Origin of the sequence: Longibaculum muris, from assembly GCF_004343035.1 — a bacterium.
Classification (GTDB): domain Bacteria; phylum Bacillota_I; class Bacilli_A; order Erysipelotrichales; family Coprobacillaceae; genus Longibaculum; species Longibaculum muris.
The window spans coordinates 1-18,755 of the sequence record NZ_SMCQ01000033.1 but is presented as its reverse complement, the minus strand read 5'-3'; the positions used below and the strand labels follow the sequence as shown (position 1 = coordinate 18,755).

The 18,755-nt window shown below is 29.9% G+C and carries 21 protein-coding genes and 1 pseudogene; 2 read left to right on the top strand and 20 right to left on the bottom strand.

The features are described 5' to 3' along the window. Positions 1–394: 394 nt before the first annotated feature. The 5 genes and pseudogenes from EDD60_RS16245 to EDD60_RS14865 form a co-directional block, all read right to left on the bottom strand. Positions 395–673, bottom strand: coding sequence for a helix-turn-helix domain-containing protein (locus tag EDD60_RS16245; protein ID WP_207905386.1), 279 nt, complete (start codon positions 671–673; stop codon positions 395–397). A 106-nt stretch (positions 674–779) separates the two neighbouring features. Then, on the bottom strand, positions 780–950 hold the full coding sequence (locus EDD60_RS16145) for a hypothetical protein (protein ID WP_165973160.1): 171 nt from the start codon (positions 948–950) through the stop codon (positions 780–782). Between the two features lie 18 nt (positions 951–968). Next, positions 969–1,880 (bottom strand): NAD-dependent epimerase/dehydratase family protein, encoded by a 912-nt coding sequence (locus EDD60_RS14885; RefSeq protein ID WP_066450508.1) that lies wholly within the window; start codon positions 1,878–1,880, stop codon positions 969–971. Between the two features lie 449 nt (positions 1,881–2,329). Next, positions 2,330–3,615, bottom strand: a pseudogene (locus EDD60_RS14875) (IS110 family transposase). 202 nt (positions 3,616–3,817) lie between these two features. Next, positions 3,818–4,003 carry a hypothetical protein gene (locus tag EDD60_RS14865; RefSeq protein ID WP_066450519.1) on the bottom strand — a complete coding sequence of 62 codons (186 nt, stop codon included), beginning with the start codon at positions 4,001–4,003 and terminating at the stop codon, positions 3,818–3,820. A 152-nt stretch (positions 4,004–4,155) separates the two neighbouring features. Here EDD60_RS14865 and EDD60_RS14860 point away from each other — a divergent pair, with 152 nt between their 5' ends. Beyond that, positions 4,156–4,827: a manganese catalase family protein gene (locus EDD60_RS14860; RefSeq protein WP_066450521.1), complete on the top strand. Its 672-nt coding sequence runs from the start codon at positions 4,156–4,158 to the stop codon at positions 4,825–4,827. Between the two features lie 21 nt (positions 4,828–4,848). On the opposite strand, the gene nagA is transcribed toward EDD60_RS14860, so the two are convergent. From nagA to EDD60_RS14840, 4 genes are all read right to left on the bottom strand, one after another. Beyond that, positions 4,849–5,985 (bottom strand): N-acetylglucosamine-6-phosphate deacetylase, encoded by a 1,137-nt coding sequence (gene nagA / locus EDD60_RS14855; protein ID WP_066450523.1) that lies wholly within the window; start codon positions 5,983–5,985, stop codon positions 4,849–4,851. A gap of 87 nt (positions 5,986–6,072) precedes the next feature. Next, on the bottom strand, positions 6,073–6,600 hold the full coding sequence (locus tag EDD60_RS14850; protein ID WP_066450525.1) for a phosphohydrolase: 528 nt from the start codon (positions 6,598–6,600) through the stop codon (positions 6,073–6,075). 5 nt (positions 6,601–6,605) lie between these two features. Continuing rightward, entirely contained in the window at positions 6,606–7,646 is a 1,041-nt protein-coding gene (locus EDD60_RS14845; RefSeq protein ID WP_066450532.1) for a S66 family peptidase, read from the bottom strand. Between the two features lie 14 nt (positions 7,647–7,660). Beyond that, positions 7,661–8,371, bottom strand: a complete 711-nt coding sequence (locus EDD60_RS14840; RefSeq protein ID WP_066450533.1) for a GntR family transcriptional regulator — start codon at positions 8,369–8,371, stop codon at positions 7,661–7,663. Between the two features lie 218 nt (positions 8,372–8,589). On the opposite strand from EDD60_RS14840, the gene EDD60_RS14835 reads away from it, so the two are divergent. After that, positions 8,590–9,573 (top strand): SIS domain-containing protein, encoded by a 984-nt coding sequence (locus tag EDD60_RS14835; protein ID WP_066450535.1) that lies wholly within the window; start codon positions 8,590–8,592, stop codon positions 9,571–9,573. A 27-nt stretch (positions 9,574–9,600) separates the two neighbouring features. Here EDD60_RS14835 and EDD60_RS14830 read toward each other — a convergent pair whose 3' ends face one another. The 11 genes from EDD60_RS14830 to EDD60_RS14790 form a co-directional block, all read right to left on the bottom strand. Continuing rightward, positions 9,601–11,262, bottom strand: a complete 1,662-nt coding sequence (locus EDD60_RS14830) for a glycoside hydrolase family 13 protein (RefSeq protein WP_066450537.1) — start codon at positions 11,260–11,262, stop codon at positions 9,601–9,603. A gap of 76 nt (positions 11,263–11,338) precedes the next feature. Then, positions 11,339–12,157, bottom strand: a complete 819-nt coding sequence (locus tag EDD60_RS14825) for an AraC family transcriptional regulator (RefSeq protein ID WP_066450542.1) — start codon at positions 12,155–12,157, stop codon at positions 11,339–11,341. Positions 12,158–12,186: 29 nt separating this feature from the next. Continuing rightward, complete coding sequence (locus tag EDD60_RS16140) at positions 12,187–12,360, bottom strand: hypothetical protein (RefSeq protein ID WP_165973159.1); 174 nt, start codon at positions 12,358–12,360, stop codon at positions 12,187–12,189. Positions 12,361–12,451: 91 nt separating this feature from the next. Next, positions 12,452–13,012 carry a hypothetical protein gene (locus EDD60_RS14820; protein ID WP_066450544.1) on the bottom strand — a complete coding sequence of 187 codons (561 nt, stop codon included), beginning with the start codon at positions 13,010–13,012 and terminating at the stop codon, positions 12,452–12,454. Continuing rightward, a complete protein-coding gene (locus tag EDD60_RS14815; protein ID WP_243646696.1) occupies positions 13,009–13,494 on the bottom strand; it encodes a pyridoxamine 5'-phosphate oxidase family protein in 486 nt (161 codons plus the stop codon). The genes EDD60_RS14820 and EDD60_RS14815 overlap by 4 nt, the downstream gene beginning before the upstream one ends. Continuing rightward, entirely contained in the window at positions 13,469–13,600 is a 132-nt protein-coding gene (locus tag EDD60_RS16630; RefSeq protein WP_257529325.1) for a hypothetical protein, read from the bottom strand. The genes EDD60_RS14815 and EDD60_RS16630 overlap by 26 nt, the downstream gene beginning before the upstream one ends. Positions 13,601–13,658: 58 nt before the next feature. Further along, entirely contained in the window at positions 13,659–15,626 is a 1,968-nt protein-coding gene (locus tag EDD60_RS14810; protein ID WP_243646695.1) for an MATE family efflux transporter, read from the bottom strand. A gap of 2 nt (positions 15,627–15,628) precedes the next feature. Next, a complete protein-coding gene (locus tag EDD60_RS14805; protein WP_066450549.1) occupies positions 15,629–15,913 on the bottom strand; it encodes a 4Fe-4S dicluster domain-containing protein in 285 nt (94 codons plus the stop codon). 82 nt (positions 15,914–15,995) lie between these two features. Further along, positions 15,996–16,532 (bottom strand): helix-turn-helix domain-containing protein, encoded by a 537-nt coding sequence (locus EDD60_RS14800; RefSeq protein WP_082787454.1) that lies wholly within the window; start codon positions 16,530–16,532, stop codon positions 15,996–15,998. Between the two features lie 126 nt (positions 16,533–16,658). Then, a complete protein-coding gene (locus tag EDD60_RS14795; RefSeq protein ID WP_066450550.1) occupies positions 16,659–18,125 on the bottom strand; it encodes a glycoside hydrolase family 1 protein in 1,467 nt (488 codons plus the stop codon). Positions 18,126–18,278: 153 nt separating this feature from the next. Further along, on the bottom strand, positions 18,279–18,500 hold the full coding sequence (locus EDD60_RS14790) for a DUF4351 domain-containing protein (RefSeq protein WP_165973158.1): 222 nt from the start codon (positions 18,498–18,500) through the stop codon (positions 18,279–18,281). Between the last annotated feature and the right edge of the window lie 255 nt (positions 18,501–18,755).

Below are 18,755 nucleotides of genomic sequence, written 5' to 3'. Positions count from 1 at the left end.
GGCTAATCTACTAGCCACTGAGCAGATTTTCATGTATCTTTATTTTTCATTGACATTTCCGTTTGATATCCAAAAAGTATATGACTATTTTTAGATGACTGCATATAAAAATAGTAATCACATATAATCATCATTATACATAAATCCCATTTCTTACTTCTCATAATTTTTAAGAAAACATCAAAGTCAATTATCAATTGAATTGATTAATATCATCTTACGGTTGCCCAAAACTTTTAACAATTAAATAAACCCCTATTAATATATCACCAATTCCTATTCCCTTAAGTAACCCTGAGAAAAAATCAGCAAGAACCCTGCTCTTAAGAAAATAAGAAACAATTATCATCAAGACACCCATAATCATTAACAAAAAACCATATAATAAAATTTTTTATTGTTCTAGATGTTGAATCCTTTTCAATAAATCAACTGATAAAGCTTGATTATCATGTAATTGCTGATCATCGCATCCATTCATTAACTCAGTTATAGTTATTCCTAGTTCTTGACACAAGCTTTCGACAATACTGTAGTCAGGCATACATTTTGCATTTTCCCATTTTGAGACAGTTTTATAACTAACTCCCAGTCTTTCTCCAAGCATCATCTGAGTTAAATTCTTTGCTTTTCTTTTTTTCGCAATATATTCTCCAATCATTTTCTGATTCATGATAAACTCCTCCTTTTTATACCCAAAATATAACTGAAATAGTTATGACATCATATCCCCTATTAGGCGAAAAAAGGTGGAATCTTCTTTTTATCAAACAAATCCACTACTTCTTATTTATAAATGTCCCAAATACTACTCCAAAACAAAGTCCTAAACTTATGCCTAAAGAAAGATTATCGAAAATAATTCCATACACTACCCCTATACATAATCCTATTGATATTCCTAAACCTCTAAATTGATTATTTGGTTCTTTCTTGTTATTTTGATTCATTTCACTCACTCCATTTCATCAATATTTATTAGCTAAAACATCTTCAATATATTGAAAAAAAGGCTTTTTATTGACATCTTGTTGATGATGAATATACCATTGATAAGAATCTTTTAAACCTTCTTTTAAAGAAATTGTTGAAGATAATAACTCTGATTGTTTTTTAACATCAAGTTTATATTCATAATGATAAAAACAAAAATAATTTCTTTGTTCAATTTTATCATAGACATGAACAAATTCAGGTTGTTTCCCTACGACTTCATAACACAATTCAACCCAATCTTTAATAGAAATCGTCTCTAAATTCCCAACATTATAAATATGTTGTAATGGCCTTTTTTCAATAAGTTCATCCATGAAATGACATAAATCTTCCACATGAAAAAATTGTAACTGCATTTGTCCATCTAAAGGAAGATAGAATTTTCGATTCTTTAAAGCACAATCAAAAACAAAAGCTTCACGATAAACATTATTCATTGGTCCGTAAAGATATGGTGGTCGTAAAATATAAGCATCAGGAACTCTTTCTAATAAAGCTTTTTCTGCCTCAATCTTATTTATACCATAATCTTTCCAATAATAATTTGGACCTAGTTTTGTTTCCTCTGTAAATGGTTGAGGTGCATCCTGAGGATAAACAGCACTTGAACTCACAAAAATATATTGATCAAAACTACCAAGAGCATCACATAATAAATGAATATCCCTAGCTCTATAAGCACAAATATCAAAAACAATATCAAAATGGAAAGCTTTTAAACTATCATCTATATGATTTCTATCTTTTTCAATCAGTTTAACTTTTTGTGATTGAGGATGATGATTCCGATTCAAGACATAAACATTATAGCCTTTTTTCACATAATATTCAGCAACATAACGGCTAACAAATACCGTACCACCCGTAACCAAAACATTTTTCATTAAAATAATCTCCTCTCTAAATCAAGTAAATTTTTTCTAAATTTTAATATATTTAAACATCAAAAATTTCCTTTTTAACTAAATCATTAATATTTAAAACAGTTTTGATTTCAACCAACAAATATTCAATAAACGTTTTTAAGCTTTTATTGATTAATTCCCCTGTTTTTGGCCGACTTAAAAAATATGACAACACGTTGTTTTTTTGACAATTTGGTCTAAACTCATACCAATCATAAAAGCTATACCTCTCACTAACAGGGTCTTGCCCTAAACTACTTTCGTCCAGCATATTTATAATTGAGTTCCCTTAAGCTCGTATTCAGGATCAAGTCCGAAAGGAGATGCACCAGGGTAACCATTCTTGTCATATGAAATTGTGCTATTTCATGCAGAGGGTGTCATGCATGTTATAGAAGTATTTTTCTAAATACTTAAACATTTATATATTAAGCAACTACAAAGTATCCTTCTTGTCGCCTGATATCATTTAACATTTTTTTGGGATCATACTTCACTTTCTTTGTTATAAGTGTGTGTATAATTCTTAATAACTTATTCATTAATGCAACGATAGCTTCTTTTCCTGTTAGCGGATTCATATTTCTTTTTGTGTAATAAGCATATAATTCCTGAAATTCTTCATTGTGACTAAGCATAGAGACAATGCATTGATACAATAACTTTCTAAGATTGGACCTTCCTCGCTTGCTTATCACTCTTTTCCCTTTTTTCTTTCCTGAGCTATCTTCCACTAATGATAAACCTGCCATCTTGCTCAACTGTTTTGGTGACTTATATTGACTGATTGCACCTAATTCACTGATGAGTCCTACTGCTGTATTTAAACCTAATCCATTTATTTCCATGACTCTACTTGTTTCATCACAATCTTGAATGAGTTCCTGAATATAAATATCTAGATTTATTAAATCATCTGTGAATTTTTCATATTTACTGATAAGATAATCAAATTCTATAGAAGCAGACTTTAATCCTTCTGTAATTCCTATAGATGTCTTTGCCGCTTCAATAATTTCTTTAATCTTTTTTCTTCCTATACCCTTGGCATTGTCCTTTTTTATCTCTATATAAACTTCTTCTGGATCAAGTTTGGCAATAAGTATTGGAAATCTATATTTCTTGATTATCCATAGTAATGTCTTCTTATCCCATTTTTTAAATACTTTCGCATATTCTGGAAAATATCTATCAAACCAGTTTGTAATCTGATTTTTGGTTCTAACCATATCACCAGTTAAAATCTTTTTAATCTTAGTTGTTTCTCTTAATTCTTCATAAAAACCATCCAAAAGATTTGGCTCTGTATATCTGCCATCTTTAACTAATTGTGCAATAACTCTTGCGTCCCTATGGTCTGTTTTGACTGATTGTTGTCATCTAGTTCCTTAGCCTTTTTAGTAGCTGCCGGATTGACTGTTACAACCTTATAGCCCATATTCTTTAAACATCTCGCTAATGGTATCCAGTAGTGTCCAGTTGGTTCCATACCAATCACAACTTCTGTTTTACCATTACCTTCCATTAATTGCTTGAACCATTTTTCAAATTCAAGAATACCGATAATATCATTGTTGAACTTGATTGATTTTCCAAATTCAATACCTCTAAAATCCTGTGCTCTAGAAACATGAAAATTCTTTGAAACATCTGTTCCAATAATTAATGTTTGATCTGTTAATTGCTTTATCTTTTCTAATTGGTTATAATTCATATATGGAATCTCCTTAAGTTAAATTTGTCTTCAAACTAATTATAACTTAATTTAGAGGTTCCTTTAATTTTATTTTATAACAAGTAGCTCTTATTATAGATATTCTTTGTTTATCTTTTAGCTTTCTTTATTTTAACATAAATATCCCGCTTATACAAAAATGACAATGTCCAATAAGTCCATTGCCATTTATATCAATTCTTTAAAAATCATTTTCAATAACTTTAATATCTTCTTTTAAGATATCATATCTTAATCCATTAAAAATCAACAAATAGTATTTATCATTCATTATTTCAAAAACTACATCCTTATTGATTTCTAATTGATTCCCTGTATCAAACTGTATACCACCTAATTTATGTGGTTTTATAAATTCTATTTTCATTTTACCACCCCTATAACATCACCAAGTATAACATCTTTATCATATGAAAACAACCAAAATAAATAGATATCATTTATTTAAATTTCGTTATCTTTTTTATAAAACGTATAAAAAAAATATAAAAGATAAATACTATATATGAGGTGAAAGATATGTTTAAATATGAAAGTCGTTATTTACATCCAGTCAAAGTTGATCGTCCAAATCCCAATTATGCTATGTTATTACAAGAACAGTTAGGTGGGCCTCAAGGTGAATTAAAAGCTGCTATGCAATATTTTGCACAAAGTTTTCGTATTCAAGATAAGGAAATCAGAGATTTGTTTTTAGATATTGCGACTGAAGAATTATGTCACTTAGAAATGATTGCTCAATTAATTAATCTATTAAATGGTGATCAGCCTAAAGCCAATGAAGCCACTATTGGAAGTGTCGAAGCTCATGTTCTCACTGGTCTTACCCCGATGCTTGCAAATGCTTCTGGATATTTATGGACTGCTGCCTATGTCAATGAAACAGGTGATCTCGCTGCTGATATTCTTTCAGATATTGCATCTGAACAACGCGCAAAAGTTGTTTATCAAAATCTTTATCGTCAAATTGATGATAATGGTGTAAGAGAAACTATTGATTTCTTATTAAATCGTGAAGAAGCACATAACACTATGTTTAGGCAAGCATTTAATAAAATTCAAAATTCTGGTTCACAAAAGGATTGGGGTGTCACTAAGGATTCACGTATTTATTTTGACTTATCTGATTTAGATGGTCAAAACTTTGATCCTAATGATGTTCCACCAAGTTTTAATTTAGATAAATTTTAAAGGAATCTCAACGATTCCTTTTTATAAACTCATTTTTTGAATTTCCCCATCATTAACCACTGCTAAGACATCAAATTGATCATTAACAACAACAATATCACCATCATACCCTACTTCTATTTTCCCTTTATTTAAACCATACATTTGTGCGGGATTAACAGTGACCATTTGAACAACATCTTCCATAGAACATCCACAAATTTCTCGCATATGACGACAAGCCTGATTGAGTCTTAAGGTACTTCCGGCAATTCGTCCAGTTTCTTTAACACGTGCTTTCCCATCAATAATTTCAATTTCTTTACCAGAAAACTCATAAATTCCATCTTTTAACCCTTTACATGGATTTGCATCGCAGATTAAAACAATACGATTTTTACCAATTGCTCGATAAGTTGCTTGAATAACATCTTCATGAATATGAAATTTATCAACAATTAACTCACAATACAAATCAGAAAGAAATGCTCCTGTCACAACTCCTGGATTCCTATGCAAATGCTGACTCATAGCATTATACAAATGGGTTATTCCTTTTGCCCCATAACTTTGTGCTTCCATTACTTGAGAAGCTGAAGCATTGCTGTGACCAATATTCATCACAATTCCTTTATTATGTCCATGTTGTATCAATTCTAAAGCATGATCTAATTCAGGAGCAATGGTCATTGATTTGATTTTTGAACAATGTTGAAGATATTCATCAAATATATCAATTTGAGGAAGCATTAGACTTTCTATTTTCATGACACCAGGCATCTCTTGACTTAAAAACGGTCCTTCTAAATGAACACCCAATAAATTATGAACATTGCATTTTTCATATTCATCCAATAAATTCAACATATATTCATGATTTTCACAGGTTAAACTTGCCATAAAACAAGTTACTCCTTCATCTAATAAAGCATCACTAATCTTATAAATATCTGACATTTGACAATTATTAAAATCAAACCCTAAATCACCATGTGTATGGGTCTCAATGAAGCCTGGCATAATATAATGATTTTGGACATCAATTGCTCTATCACAATCAATATTTTGATAATCTTTATATACTCCCACAATTTTTTGATCATCCACCAATACTGCCCCATTTTCAATTCTTCGACAGCCATCAATAATAACTGTTCCATTTTTAATTAATATTTTCATATTCTGTCTCCTTTGATTTATTATCTCACTTGTTGTAAAAAGATACAATTAATATGAAAAAACACCCACAAATATTTGTGAATGTCTTTAAATAAGCTGATCAAATTGATTGATGAACATGTGATAAACATCTTCATGTTCTTGTTTTTGAAAAAATGGTGTGGTATGAAGAACTGGTAAATCATAATCACTCTTTTCTGACATAAAATAAATAAGTTCATGTGCTAATAAATCATTATCTATTTGTTTCCATAAGGCATGTTCTTCTTCACTTAAAAAAGCTAATCCATATTTTTGAAATATAGCATCCATTATGTTAGATTCAATTTCTATATATTGAGGTAAGTAAGCTTTTACTGGTCGAATGATATCAGAAATATATGCTTCACTTGCATCATGTAAAAGACAAGCCAATGTAACCTGATTTGAATAACCACGAGCTTTTGCTTCATGAGCGCAATTTAAAGAATGCTGTGCAACTGAATAAAAATATTTTAAATGTCCTCCACCTCTGCACAATAAACTAAGGGCATGGGCAATATCCTTGATTTCAATATCTTCTTGAGTAATTGCTAGGGGATTGATTTGTTTTCCTGTATATGTATGCATTAACATTTTCTTTACCTTGTCATTGGCTCTAAAATTGTTATTGTGCGTTGTTCAACATCCAGTTCGCATTGTAAGCCATAAGGAATAATCCCAATTGGTTCAGCATGTCCAAAATTCACATTCGTTATGATTGGTAAATCTGGTCGATGAAATTCTTCAGCTATGACTTGCTTATAGACCTGATTATAAACTTCAAATTTTTCTTCAATTGCTGGTTTTCCAACAATAATTCCCTTTAACACATCAAACAAACCCTGTGCTCCCAAGTTACGTAATAACCAACACAATTGATAATCAGGCATATCTACTTCACTTGTTTCGACAAATAAAATCTTATCTTTCCATTCATCAATACCTGGCCAAATAGCTGTTCCTAAAAGCTCAATAAATACATCTAAACATCCACCTAATAATCGTCCTTGAACCTTTCCTTCACCCTGTAAAACCTGATACCCCTTTTCATCCCGATAAAACTTTCTAGGTGTATTCACATTTTCTTCACTCCACAAAACAACATCTTGACTATAACTACAAACGGGACTTGATTTAATTTCAAATCTTTCTACCGGTTCAAAAAAAGCATGAACAAGTGCGTTTTTAGTATAATCATTGATTTTTATATATTCCGACCAGTTATTCATTAATGAACCTCCATAATAAGAAACCAATCCTGCTTTATACATCATTAAATGATTACTTGTTGTATCAGAAAATCCCATAAATATTTTAGGATTATTTTTAATAACATCAAAATCAATATATGGTAATAGACGGATACTATCATCTCCTCCAATAGCATTAATAATTGCTTTAATTGAAGGATCTTTAAAAGCATTCATTAAATCTTCTGCTCTTTTTTGAGGATGCCAATACAAATAATCAATTCCTTTTAACGCATTATCCATTACTTGAACTTCTAATCCGAAATCATTTTCAAGACGTTCTTTCGCAATATCCAATTTATGAATAGCCCAATCCTCTCCTAACATTCCGCGTGATAAACTGACAATCGCAACTTTATCACCTTTTTTTAATCTCTCAGGTTTAATCATTATTGTCTCCTTTTTCATAAATAATATTTAAACAAATCAGGTAAATCTACCCGAACATATTCTTCAACAGCATGAATAAATCGATGATTCTCATCATAAATTACACCCCTATGATGAATAACATTCATATCATTTTGAACATTAAATAATTGTGCTTGTAAAGGGGTAAGTTTAGAAATAGAGACTTCATTTAAACCCTTATGATCAGGATAAATATGATATTGATTTAATAATTGATAAAGTGAATGAGATAAATCTTCATTTAATAAAAAATCATCTTCCAAAGGAAAATATGTTGTTTCTAACATAATCACAACACCATCAACCTTTCTTAAACGGACAATTTCAATATTTTGTTGATGAGAAAAAAACTGTAGATTTTCTTTTTTAACATCACACTTTTGACATGAAATAATCTCTGATGTTAGACTTCTTCCTTGAATTTGACATAAATCAGTTAATGATAAACATTGTTGTAATGATTGATTATGTTTTTTCACAAAGGTTCCTTTCCCTTGTATTTTCATTAAATAGCCTTCTTTAACAAGAGCTTCTATTGCTTTTCTAACAGTAATCCGACTAACATGAAATTCTTTTTGAAACTGTGCCTCAGATAAAATCTTATCTCCTGCCTTTAATTCGCCACTTTCTATTTGTTTTAAAATCACTTCTTTCATTTGTTCATAAAGTGGTAAATCATTACCAATCTTTATATTTGACTTCATTCTATTTCCTCCCCCACATATTATGTTTTTATTATAAGATATATCTTAAAAATTGCAAGACATATTATAACCATTATATAACCACTTTTAGCATGTATTTTCTTTAATTTATCTTATTATTTAAATAAATATATTATCTTTTTATTGACACATGTATTATACTTGTATTATATTGGTATTATAAAAAGTTATCATTGAATAACAAGGAGGGGCAAAAAATGGAAATCAAAGAAATTTTAAAAGACATCTTAAAGCAAAAAGAAGCGAGAGGGAAAGTGAAGGACATTGTTTGGATAGCGGCTGGTGGAAGTCATGGTGGATTTTATCCAGCTCAATATTTTATGGAACATGAAGCGAAATCAATACGTTCTATGAGTTTTACAAGTAATGAATTTGTGTTTTCAACACCTGGCTTTATTGGGGAAAATACAATTGCTGTGATTTGTTCAATGCGTGGAACACCAGAAACAATTGAAGCAGCAAGAATAGCAAAGCAAAAAGGTGCAAGTACAATCTCACTTTATGTAGATGAATCAGAATTAACAGAAATTTGTGATTATAACATTCTTTATCAATCAATCGCTATTGATGAAAGTGATTTTTCTCAAGTCAATGCAGCTCTTGGTTTAAAACTTGCAATGACTTTAGTAGAACTTGTTGATGGTTATCAATACTACAAAGAGGCTATGGATACATTTGAACATATTGATGAATTTTATCGTCAAGCTGTTGAAAATATTAGACTTTCAGCCATCAAATGGGCTTTACAAAACAAAGAATCACAGACTATCTATGTTATGGGATCAGGTCCAACCTATGGAGCGGCTTATATATTTTCAATTTGTAATATTATGGAAATGTTACAGATTGATTCATCAACGATCAATTGTTGTGAGTTTTTCCATGGACCATTTGAAGTCGTTAATGAAGATACTTCTATTTTCTTACTCATTGGTGAAGGAAGATGTCGAAAAGCAGATGAAAGAGTTATTCGTTTCTTAGATACATTTGGTGGAAAAAAGGTTTATAAACTTGATGCACGTGATATTGGTTTACAAAATATTGATCATCATGTGAGTGAATATTTTAATCATTTATTATTTTCACCAATCTTAAATAATGTTTATATGCGTGAATTAGCTCAACAAATTAAAAAAGATTACAATACAAGAACATATATGTGGAAGAATGCTTATAAATAAAACTATACGAAAAAAAGCTAATCATTGTTAGCTTTTTTTAATAACATAAGCTCCATATGGCTTAATATGAATCACTTTGTTTATCTTTATATCATCATTACTTATTAATAACTTTCCATCACTAAAATCATGTAAATCATAATCATATTCATGTGTAGAAAAATTTGTAATAACTAATAATTTCTCTCCTTGATATTCTCTTGTATAAACAAATAAGTCAGGATGATCTTTTTCTAATAGCTCATACTTTCCATAAACAATAATAGGCATTTGATGACGTAATTGTATGAGTTTTTGATAATAATGATAAATTGATGTGGAATCATTGATTTGTTGTTTGGCATTGATTTTATGATAATTAGGATTCACTTTCATCCAAGGTGTTCCTTGAGTAAATCCAGCATTTGTACTATCATCCCATTGCATTGGAGTTCTCGCATTGTCACGACTATTCGCATTGATTCCTTTCATCATTTCTTCGTGAGTTAATACCTGTCTTTCTTCAACTAAATCTTTATAGGCATTAAAAACTTCAACATCTTTGCAATCTTCAAGACTTTCAAAATGATAATTGGTCATTCCTAATTCTTCACCTTGATAGATGTAAGGTGTTCCTTTAAGAAAATGTAAGGCAGTTGCAAGCATTTTTGCTGAGTCTTTCCAATACTCCTGCGTCTGACCAAATCTAGAAACAACACGAGGTTGATCATGATTATCCCAAAACAAACTATTCCACCCATCATCTGCTAAGCCTTCTTGCCATTTTGTTAAATTTGTTTTTAACTTAACTAAGTCTAAAGGAATTGGTGTCCATTTGCCATATTTTCCTAAATCAACATCCATATGTTCAAATTGAAATAACATACTCAATTCATCTTCATTTTCACCAGTATATTGTTTTGCTTGTGCAATTGAACAAGCAGTAATTTCTCCTACTGTCATCACATCATAATGCGATAAAACCTGATGATTCATTTCTTTTAAAAATTCATGAATACGTGGTCCATTACTAGTATAACGTGAAGGTTTCATATACTTTGATGAGGCTGGTAAAATATCTTCATATGTTTGAACTTTACTGATTTTATTAATCACATCCATTCTAAAACCATCTATTCCTTTATCCAACCACCACTTCATCATATGATAAATTTCTTGACGAACTGTTTCATTCTCCCAATTCAAATCAGGTTGTTTTGATGAATATAAGTGTAAATAATACATATTGGTTGCTTCATCATATTGCCAAGCTGAACCAGAAAAGATAGAAGCCCAGTTATTTGGTTCTTTCCCGTCTTTTCCTTCTTTCCAAATATAATAATCTCGATAAGGATTATCTTTGCTTTTACGACTTTCGATAAACCATTGATGTTGATCAGATGTATGATTCACAACCAAATCCATGACAATTTTTATATTTCTTGAATGGGCTTCTTTTAATAACTGATCAAAATCTTCCATTGTCCCATAATCTTTAGAAATTGCTTGATAATGACTAATATCATAACCATTATCAACATTAGGCGATTCATATAAAGGTGATATCCATATAATATCAATCCCTAAATCTTTTAAATAATCAAGTTTAGATATAATTCCTTGAATATCTCCAATTCCATCACCATTACTATCACAAAAACTCTTTGGATAAACTTGATAAATAACACTTTCCTTCCACCATATTTTCATACTTCCACCTCTTTCCTTATTATTTTAACATTTTTATATGACATTTATAGTGAAAAAAAGCCTATCTCATAGGCAATTATTGACCAATTGCTTTACGATAAGCCTGTGGTGTTTGTTTATATTTTTCTTTAAATGCTTTTATAAAAGCCTTACTATCAGCAAAACCATGTTTTAAAGCTATATCACTAATCCTATCATGGGTTTGACACACATCAATAAAAGCATGATTTAACCTAATAAGCTTTATATATTGAAAAAGACTCATATCACACATCTTTTTAAAATATCGACAAAGATATGATGGAGAATAGTGAAAGATTGTTGATAATCTATCAATTGTTAAATCCTCATGATAATGATTTTCAATATAATCTAATATGGGTTGAATTTTTTCTAATTGTTGTGATGAAAATATGGATTCTTGACGTTGACATTGAAAATCATGCAGCAATAAATAAGAAATACTTGCAAGATATTCTTGAACTTTAATTTGTTTATAGGATTGAGAACTTTTACGATAAGCATCCATTTTCATAATCTTTTCTTTCAATTCATCATGTTTTTTTGTTGCTTTATTCAAATCAAAATAGATTTTATCAATATCATTTTCATAACTTCTTAATGTTTCATAAGATAGTAAAACTGTAATCATTTCACTTTCTTCTAACATCTCAAAATAATGAACCTCATTGGTATTAACCAAAAACAAATCATCAGAATGAACGATATATTCATTTTTCCCAACATGAGCAATAAAACCACCTTTTATCACATAAACCAATTCAACATTATGATGAAAATGTTGTTTCATATAGTGATATGTTGGTAAATATAAATGATAAACTCTCGCACTTTGATTATTTGGAATATCCACAACTTCTAATTCATAATTCATTTTTTCATCAACTTTCTTTTCAAATGATCCTATTCATTTTTATTATATTTCACTCTTATTAATTCAAAAATAATAAATAAAATAGCAATAATGATATTTATAAAAGAACTATTTTCTTTTTTTATGATGAAGTTATAAAGTGAAATAACCAATAAAGCAATTGCAATCATAAAGGAAATTATATTTTCTGTTTTAAATTTCATATGTATCACCTTCTTTACATTCATTTTACAATGATTTTCCTCCAATAACAAGTTAAGACTCTAAATAAGAAACAACCTATTGAATATGCTTTTATTCATCATTGATTATATCTTTTAATAAATTTAACTCAATTGATAAATCTGATGCACTTCCTCCTCGTCCTTGTGTTTCTTCAAGTGATAGTGTTTGTAAATTTAATCTTTCATTGGGTTGTATAATATCATAGAGTTTTAATAATAAACTTAAAGGAAATTCTTCATTCCATTCAACATAATAACCATACAAACCTATTCTTTTTAAAAGTGAAACTAATCCATCTATAAGACTTTGAACAAAATCATAATAATTACATTCTACTATAACTTGTTCAATTAATTCTTTTCTTGATTCATCCTCAAATGATTGAATTTCTATTTGTAGACAATTTCCTTTCTTTGTCAACTTCCAATCATCGATAGCTGGCTCTACGTAAGCAGTGAATGTATCAAAATACTCATTATCTAAAAGATGACCATCAATATACAACAATCCTTTTAAAAGATCATCTAGAAAATGAGAAATCCAACTATAATTAAAATAATAATGAATATCTTTAACTCTCATTTGACCATCAATCCAGCCAGCATCAAGTGTATAAAATTCTATTTTCATATATGACTTTTCTTTTTTGATAAAAGATCACTGATATCAAATGGTGTTTCATCATGAGGAAGTGAATGAACATCTAGGAATGGAACATCTTCTTTTGTTCTTATTGGAAACTCAGATTTTGCTGTAACATTTTTCATGTCACAAACAATTTCACCAATGTACATAGGTGGAATTGTTTTTCGACTTTGAAGGGGAACAATTTCTCTTTGATTGCATGTATAAAGCAAATTATAGCCTTTTTCAAAAGTTATATAATCATCATTGGCATCAATAATTCTGATTACCCCTTTAGCAATAACTGAACGATAATCATGATAATGTCCTTTATATTTACAATCAGGAAAATCATGGAAAGCACTAAATTCTAAGCAAACCTTAGGATTCTTTCGCATTAAATCAAGCTTATGTCCTCTTTTCATAAAATGAACATAAACATATAATTTCTCATCTTTTAATTCATAGCCAAACTTGGAGAACAACATAAGGATAACCATCTTCATCTATCATACCAACATTGACATGATGAAATAATTGAAGCATTTCATGAATGAATATAGGATCAGTAACTTCTCTTTCAAAATGTATCATTTTTCAAACTCCTTTACTTTTTGTATTACAAAAAGTATCTCATAAATGAAATTATCTTTCAACTTTCTTTCATTATTTTAAAATGAATGTCTTGTGCTTTATCCTTTATATATGGATTATTGAAAAATGAATAAAGAAGCTGTAAACACATTAAACACCAAATAACTGGTTCACAAATAATAACTCCAAAGTATCCTAACATTGGAATACATAACCAGGCAAATACCACCTTACCTAAAAATTCAATAATACTTGAAACGAGGGGAACAATTTTCTTTCCTAAACCCTGCAAAGTATTTCTTAAAATAAGTAAAATACCTAAAACTGCATAAAACGGAGCATTGATTTGTAAATACAGTGATCCATTATTTAAAACAACGGATTGATTTGAACCAGAAATTAGTGCAACCAAAGGTTTAGCAAAAACTAACATAAGAATTGTAGCGAGAATCCCCCACCCAACAACAATTTTAAATCCAACTTTGATGCCTTCAATAATTCTTTCTCTTTGATTAGCACCTTTGTTTTGGGATACAAAGGTAGAAAGTGAAGCTGCTACTGTGCCACAAGGCATCATTAAAAAAGCATTGATTTTTCGTGCTGTTGTATGCCCTGCAATAGTTAAATAACCAAAGCCATTTATGGCCTTTTGTAAAATGACTGTTCCTGAAGAAACGATAGCCATCATAAATCCCATTGAAAATCCTTGTCCAGTCAGTTCTTGATAAAGTTCTTTATCAAAATGAAAATGAATACGTTTAGGAATTAATAATGGTGTTTTCTTCAACATATAAACAAGGCATAGAATTGCTGAAATACCTTGTGCAATAACAGTTGCTATCGCCGCTCCTTGTATTCCCATATGAAATTCACTAATGAAAAGTAAATCTAATATGACATTGATTATTGAGGAAATAATCAAAAAAATCAAAGGCATAACACTATTACCAATGGCACGAAGTAATCCAGCACATAAATTATAAGCAAACATGACACCAACACATAATGTAATCATAGATATATATGAATAAGATTCATGAATAATATTTTGTGGCGTATCTAAAAGTTGTAAAAGTGGATAGAGTCCAAGCTGTGAGATAATCATAATAACGATTGTTAATAAGAATCCTATAACAAGTGAGCCTGCAACTGAACGTTTTAATAAATCATGATCATTAGCACCATAGCTCCTTGCCACAACAATACTCAACCCATTACCAACTCCTAATGCAAAACCAATTAACAAATCATAAACTGCACTGCAAGCACCAATCGCAGCTAAGGATGTATCTCCTAATACATGCCCAACAATCATTGTATCCATGGTATTGTATAATTGTTGAAAGATGTTTGATATAAAGACAGGAATAGCAAATAAAAGAATTGCTTTTCCTATTTGATCTTTGATTAAATCAACTTGAAAATGGAACATATAAGCCTCCCATAAATTTATAAAATCATGATTGTGAATCTCTACAAGTGTAAATATTCCATTTTCATATTCATACTTTAAAATACAACAATTATAGAATCTTTCCGTCTTTTTCACTTTCGCATAATCTTCCCATGCTCGATAAAATTGGGCACAAGCTGCTCCATGTGATAGCGCTAAAACAACCTCGTGATCTTCCTTATTCATAATATCTACTAAAGTTTTTGAAACCCTATCTCTTAATTCTAATTCGCCTTCACCACCAAATTGTTTAAAGAAATCTCCATAAGGTAACTTTGGATTTAAACATTCATCTTTCCCTTCAAATGCTCCAAAATTCCATTCTTTTAATCCTTTCACCCTTGTATATGGCATCTGATAATCTGTGACAATTTCTAATGTATCACATGCTCTTTCAGAAGTTGAACTATAAGCATGATCAAAAGTTATTTGATTTTCTTTAAAATAATTACCTGCAATTTGTGCTTGCTTAATTCCAAGTTCAGTAAGTGGTGCGTCACACCATCCTTGAATCTTATGTTGAACATTGAATAAAGTTTGTCCATGTCTCATTAAATATAAAGTCTTTTTCATTATCATTTTCCTCCTTGTTGATTTGCATTCACTATATCTTTTAAAGTAATATCTTGATGACGATATCGTACATCAGGATTTTTATCTATTCTTAATTCAATTGCATGAAATGGGCAATTATGCACACATGCCAAACAAAAATCGCATATTTGACAAAGTCTTTTCGCTTTGCCTTTTTCAAGAACAATATTTCCAATTGGATAGACCTTTGTACAAATACCACATCCACTACAACGTTCACTCATCATATTGGTATTTAAAAGAAAATGAAAATAATCTAAAATCATTTTTATATCATTTAGTTTAAATAGAAAGTCAAAAAGAGTTATCTATCTTTAAATCAAAGATAAACAACTCTTTTTCATTATATTATTTCACTATTTTAAACTTACCTCTTTGTTTAATAACTTCATTAGCATACTTCAATTCATAATAAGAAATGCCTTTTTTCATCGCATTTAAGATTTCTTCAACTTCTTTATCAATATCACCTTTGTTTAAATATAAACCTAATAACGTATAATTTCCACCAAAGAAACCAGTTCCCTCGACACCCCATAAGGCATAGTTTGCATAATCCTTTCTTTCCTTTTTATGATACAATTTTCCTGAAGATATCTTTGAACATGTTGCAAATGATTGATGATCATATGCTTTTATAACAATCTTCCCTGTTATATTTGAAATGTCTTTTTTATCACTTTCTAATAATTCTTCTGACATTAGTGTATCTAAAGAAATGTCTAATTGATTTGCTATATTGAACAAGGTTTCTATTTCAGGATAACCTAACTTCTGTTCCCATTTTGATACAGCTTGTCTACTCACATTTAACATTTCTGCTAATTCCTCTTGAGTTAAATTTTTATCCTTACGAATTCGTTTAAGATTATATGAGAAGCTCATACGAATCCTCCTTTCTTAATCTCATTATAAAAGATTTATAATCAAAGTCTACCAATTCTTCGTTGCAAAATGATACTTATCGTATCAAAAAAGCTAATTCCTAAATAGAATTAGCCTTTCAATAAATTATAATTCTTCTCCATTTGTTTCAATAACGTGTTTATACCAATCAAATGAATCTTTCTTAGATCTTGCAAATGTACCAGTTCCATCATCATGTCTATCTACATAAATGAAACCATAACGTTTTGCATATTGACCAGTTCCAGCAGAAACCAAATCAATACATCCCCAAGTTGTATATCCAATCAATGGGACACCATCTTCAATTGCTTCACTCATAGCTTCAATGTGAGGTTTGAAGTATGCAATACGATAATCATCGTGAATCGATCCATCTTCTTCTTTGACATCAAATGCTCCAAATCCATTTTCAACAACCATTAAAGGTGTTTTTGGATAACGATCATGTAATTTATTTAATGTATAACGTAATCCATCAGGATCAATTTGCCATCCCCAATCACTTGCTTTTAAATATGGATTCTTAGCACCTTTTGTCATATTACCAGAAGATGTTTCCGCATTTTCATCAACTGTAATACAGTTTGATTGATAATAAGAGAATGTATAGAAGTCAACAGTTCCTTCTTTTAAAATCTTCTTATCTTCTTCAGTAATATATGAATAATCAATACCATTTTCTTTAAAGAAACGATATGCAAAATCAGGATATTCTCCACGAACTTGAACATCACCGCATAAGTTATTCTTTAAGTTATCTTCATCATAACAAGCTAAAATATCTTTTGGATTTGGTGTTAATGGATAAACTGTTACATGTGCAATCATATTCCCAATCATAAAGTCAGGATTAATTTCATGACCTGCTTTAACAGTTAATGCACTTGCAACAAATTGATTATGTAAAGCAACATATGTTGTTTGCATATTTGATTTTAATTCATTTAATGGGATACGATGATCAGCATTAACATCTTGTGGATCCATAATTCCTAATCCATATAAATTACCAATACCACCTTCACCCATACAAGCGATATTAATTTCATTAAATGTTAACCAATATTTGACTTTGTCTTTATATCTTTCAAAACAAGTTGTCGCATATTTAACAAACATATCAATCACACGACGATCAGCAAAACCATTATATTTTGTAACTAAATTCCAAGGGATTTCATAGTGACATAATGTAATTAATGGTTCAATTCCATATTTTTTACATTCATCAATAACACTATCATAGAAAGCTAAACCAGCTTCATTTGGTTGTTCATCATCACCATTAGGGAAAATTCTACCCCAGTTAATAGAAAAACGGAAACACTTGAATCCCATTTCAGCAAACATTTTAATATCTTCTTTATAGTGATGATAGAAATCAATTGCTTCATGGCTTGGATAAAATGCTTCTGGATCAGTTTTTGGTAAGAATGTTCTTGGTGTATTAACATCTCCACCCAATAACATATCAGGTACTGATAATTTTTTACCATCTTCTAGATAAGCACCTTCGCATTGGTTAGCTGCAACGGCTCCACCCCATAAAAAATTTTTTGGAAAACTCATTTTATAATCTCCTCCTTTAATTTTTCTGTATTTATTCTATCATATTCATTATTTATTGTTTACAAATTTTCATATTTTGAATATGTAATAAAAAAAGAACAAAACCATTTTCATCATCTTGTTCTTTTTCCTGACATATGTATTTTCTTCACACTAAGATAATATTTTTAAAACTTCTTCTTCATCTTCAACATCAAAAATCTTGATTGTCAATTGATCTAACTTATCCTTTGGACTGACTTCTATCTGCATCACCAACTCTTTTGATACATGTCCTAGTTTCTGTTTCAACAATTTGATAAGCAATGATATTTTCTCTCTCATCATTCCTTGTAGCTCTCTTTCTCTTGCATAGCTATCAATCACTTCACACATCTTGATCTCCTCACTTTCTTCTTTCTCTAATCTAATAACCAATTCTTCACTATTGGTCATTATTGCTACTACAATTGCTTCCTCACAGTTTTAATTATCTTGCTTTCTTTTCTTAATATATGTATTTTCTTCACGCTAAGATAATATTTCTAAAACATCCTCTTCATCTTCAACATCAAAAATCTTGATTGTCAATTGGTCTAACTTGTCCTCTGGACTGACTTCTATCTGCATCACCAACTCTTTTGATACATG

Excerpts from the sequence above, each read along its gene's own strand:
- EDD60_RS16245 (WP_207905386.1), bottom strand. The coding sequence starts at position 673 with ATGAATCAGAAAATGATTGGAGAATATATTGCGAAAAAAAGAAAAGCA.
- EDD60_RS16145 (WP_165973160.1), bottom strand. The coding sequence starts at position 950 with ATGAATCAAAATAACAAGAAAGAACCAAATAATCAATTTAGAGGTTTA.
- EDD60_RS14885 (WP_066450508.1), bottom strand. The coding sequence starts at position 1,880 with ATGAAAAATGTTTTGGTTACGGGTGGTACGGTATTTGTTAGCCGTTAT.
- EDD60_RS14865 (WP_066450519.1), bottom strand. The coding sequence starts at position 4,003 with ATGAAAATAGAATTTATAAAACCACATAAATTAGGTGGTATACAGTTT.
- EDD60_RS14860 (WP_066450521.1), top strand. The coding sequence starts at position 4,156 with ATGTTTAAATATGAAAGTCGTTATTTACATCCAGTCAAAGTTGATCGT.
- nagA (WP_066450523.1), bottom strand. The coding sequence starts at position 5,985 with ATGAAAATATTAATTAAAAATGGAACAGTTATTATTGATGGCTGTCGA.
- EDD60_RS14850 (WP_066450525.1), bottom strand. The coding sequence starts at position 6,600 with ATGTTAATGCATACATATACAGGAAAACAAATCAATCCCCTAGCAATT.
- EDD60_RS14845 (WP_066450532.1), bottom strand. The coding sequence starts at position 7,646 with ATGATTAAACCTGAGAGATTAAAAAAAGGTGATAAAGTTGCGATTGTC.
- EDD60_RS14840 (WP_066450533.1), bottom strand. The coding sequence starts at position 8,371 with ATGAAGTCAAATATAAAGATTGGTAATGATTTACCACTTTATGAACAA.
- EDD60_RS14835 (WP_066450535.1), top strand. The coding sequence starts at position 8,590 with ATGGAAATCAAAGAAATTTTAAAAGACATCTTAAAGCAAAAAGAAGCG.
- EDD60_RS14830 (WP_066450537.1), bottom strand. The coding sequence starts at position 11,262 with ATGAAAATATGGTGGAAGGAAAGTGTTATTTATCAAGTTTATCCAAAG.
- EDD60_RS14825 (WP_066450542.1), bottom strand. The coding sequence starts at position 12,157 with ATGAATTATGAATTAGAAGTTGTGGATATTCCAAATAATCAAAGTGCG.
- EDD60_RS16140 (WP_165973159.1), bottom strand. The coding sequence starts at position 12,360 with ATGAAATTTAAAACAGAAAATATAATTTCCTTTATGATTGCAATTGCT.
- EDD60_RS14820 (WP_066450544.1), bottom strand. The coding sequence starts at position 13,012 with ATGAAAATAGAATTTTATACACTTGATGCTGGCTGGATTGATGGTCAA.
- EDD60_RS14815 (WP_243646696.1), bottom strand. The coding sequence starts at position 13,494 with ATGTTGTTCTCCAAGTTTGGCTATGAATTAAAAGATGAGAAATTATAT.
- EDD60_RS16630 (WP_257529325.1), bottom strand. The coding sequence starts at position 13,600 with ATGATACATTTTGAAAGAGAAGTTACTGATCCTATATTCATTCATGAA.
- EDD60_RS14810 (WP_243646695.1), bottom strand. The coding sequence starts at position 15,626 with ATGAAAAAGACTTTATATTTAATGAGACATGGACAAACTTTATTCAAT.
- EDD60_RS14805 (WP_066450549.1), bottom strand. The coding sequence starts at position 15,913 with ATGATTTTAGATTATTTTCATTTTCTTTTAAATACCAATATGATGAGT.
- EDD60_RS14800 (WP_082787454.1), bottom strand. The coding sequence starts at position 16,532 with ATGAGCTTCTCATATAATCTTAAACGAATTCGTAAGGATAAAAATTTA.
- EDD60_RS14795 (WP_066450550.1), bottom strand. The coding sequence starts at position 18,125 with ATGAGTTTTCCAAAAAATTTTTTATGGGGTGGAGCCGTTGCAGCTAAC.
- EDD60_RS14790 (WP_165973158.1), bottom strand. The coding sequence starts at position 18,500 with ATGTGTGAAGTGATTGATAGCTATGCAAGAGAAAGAGAGCTACAAGGA.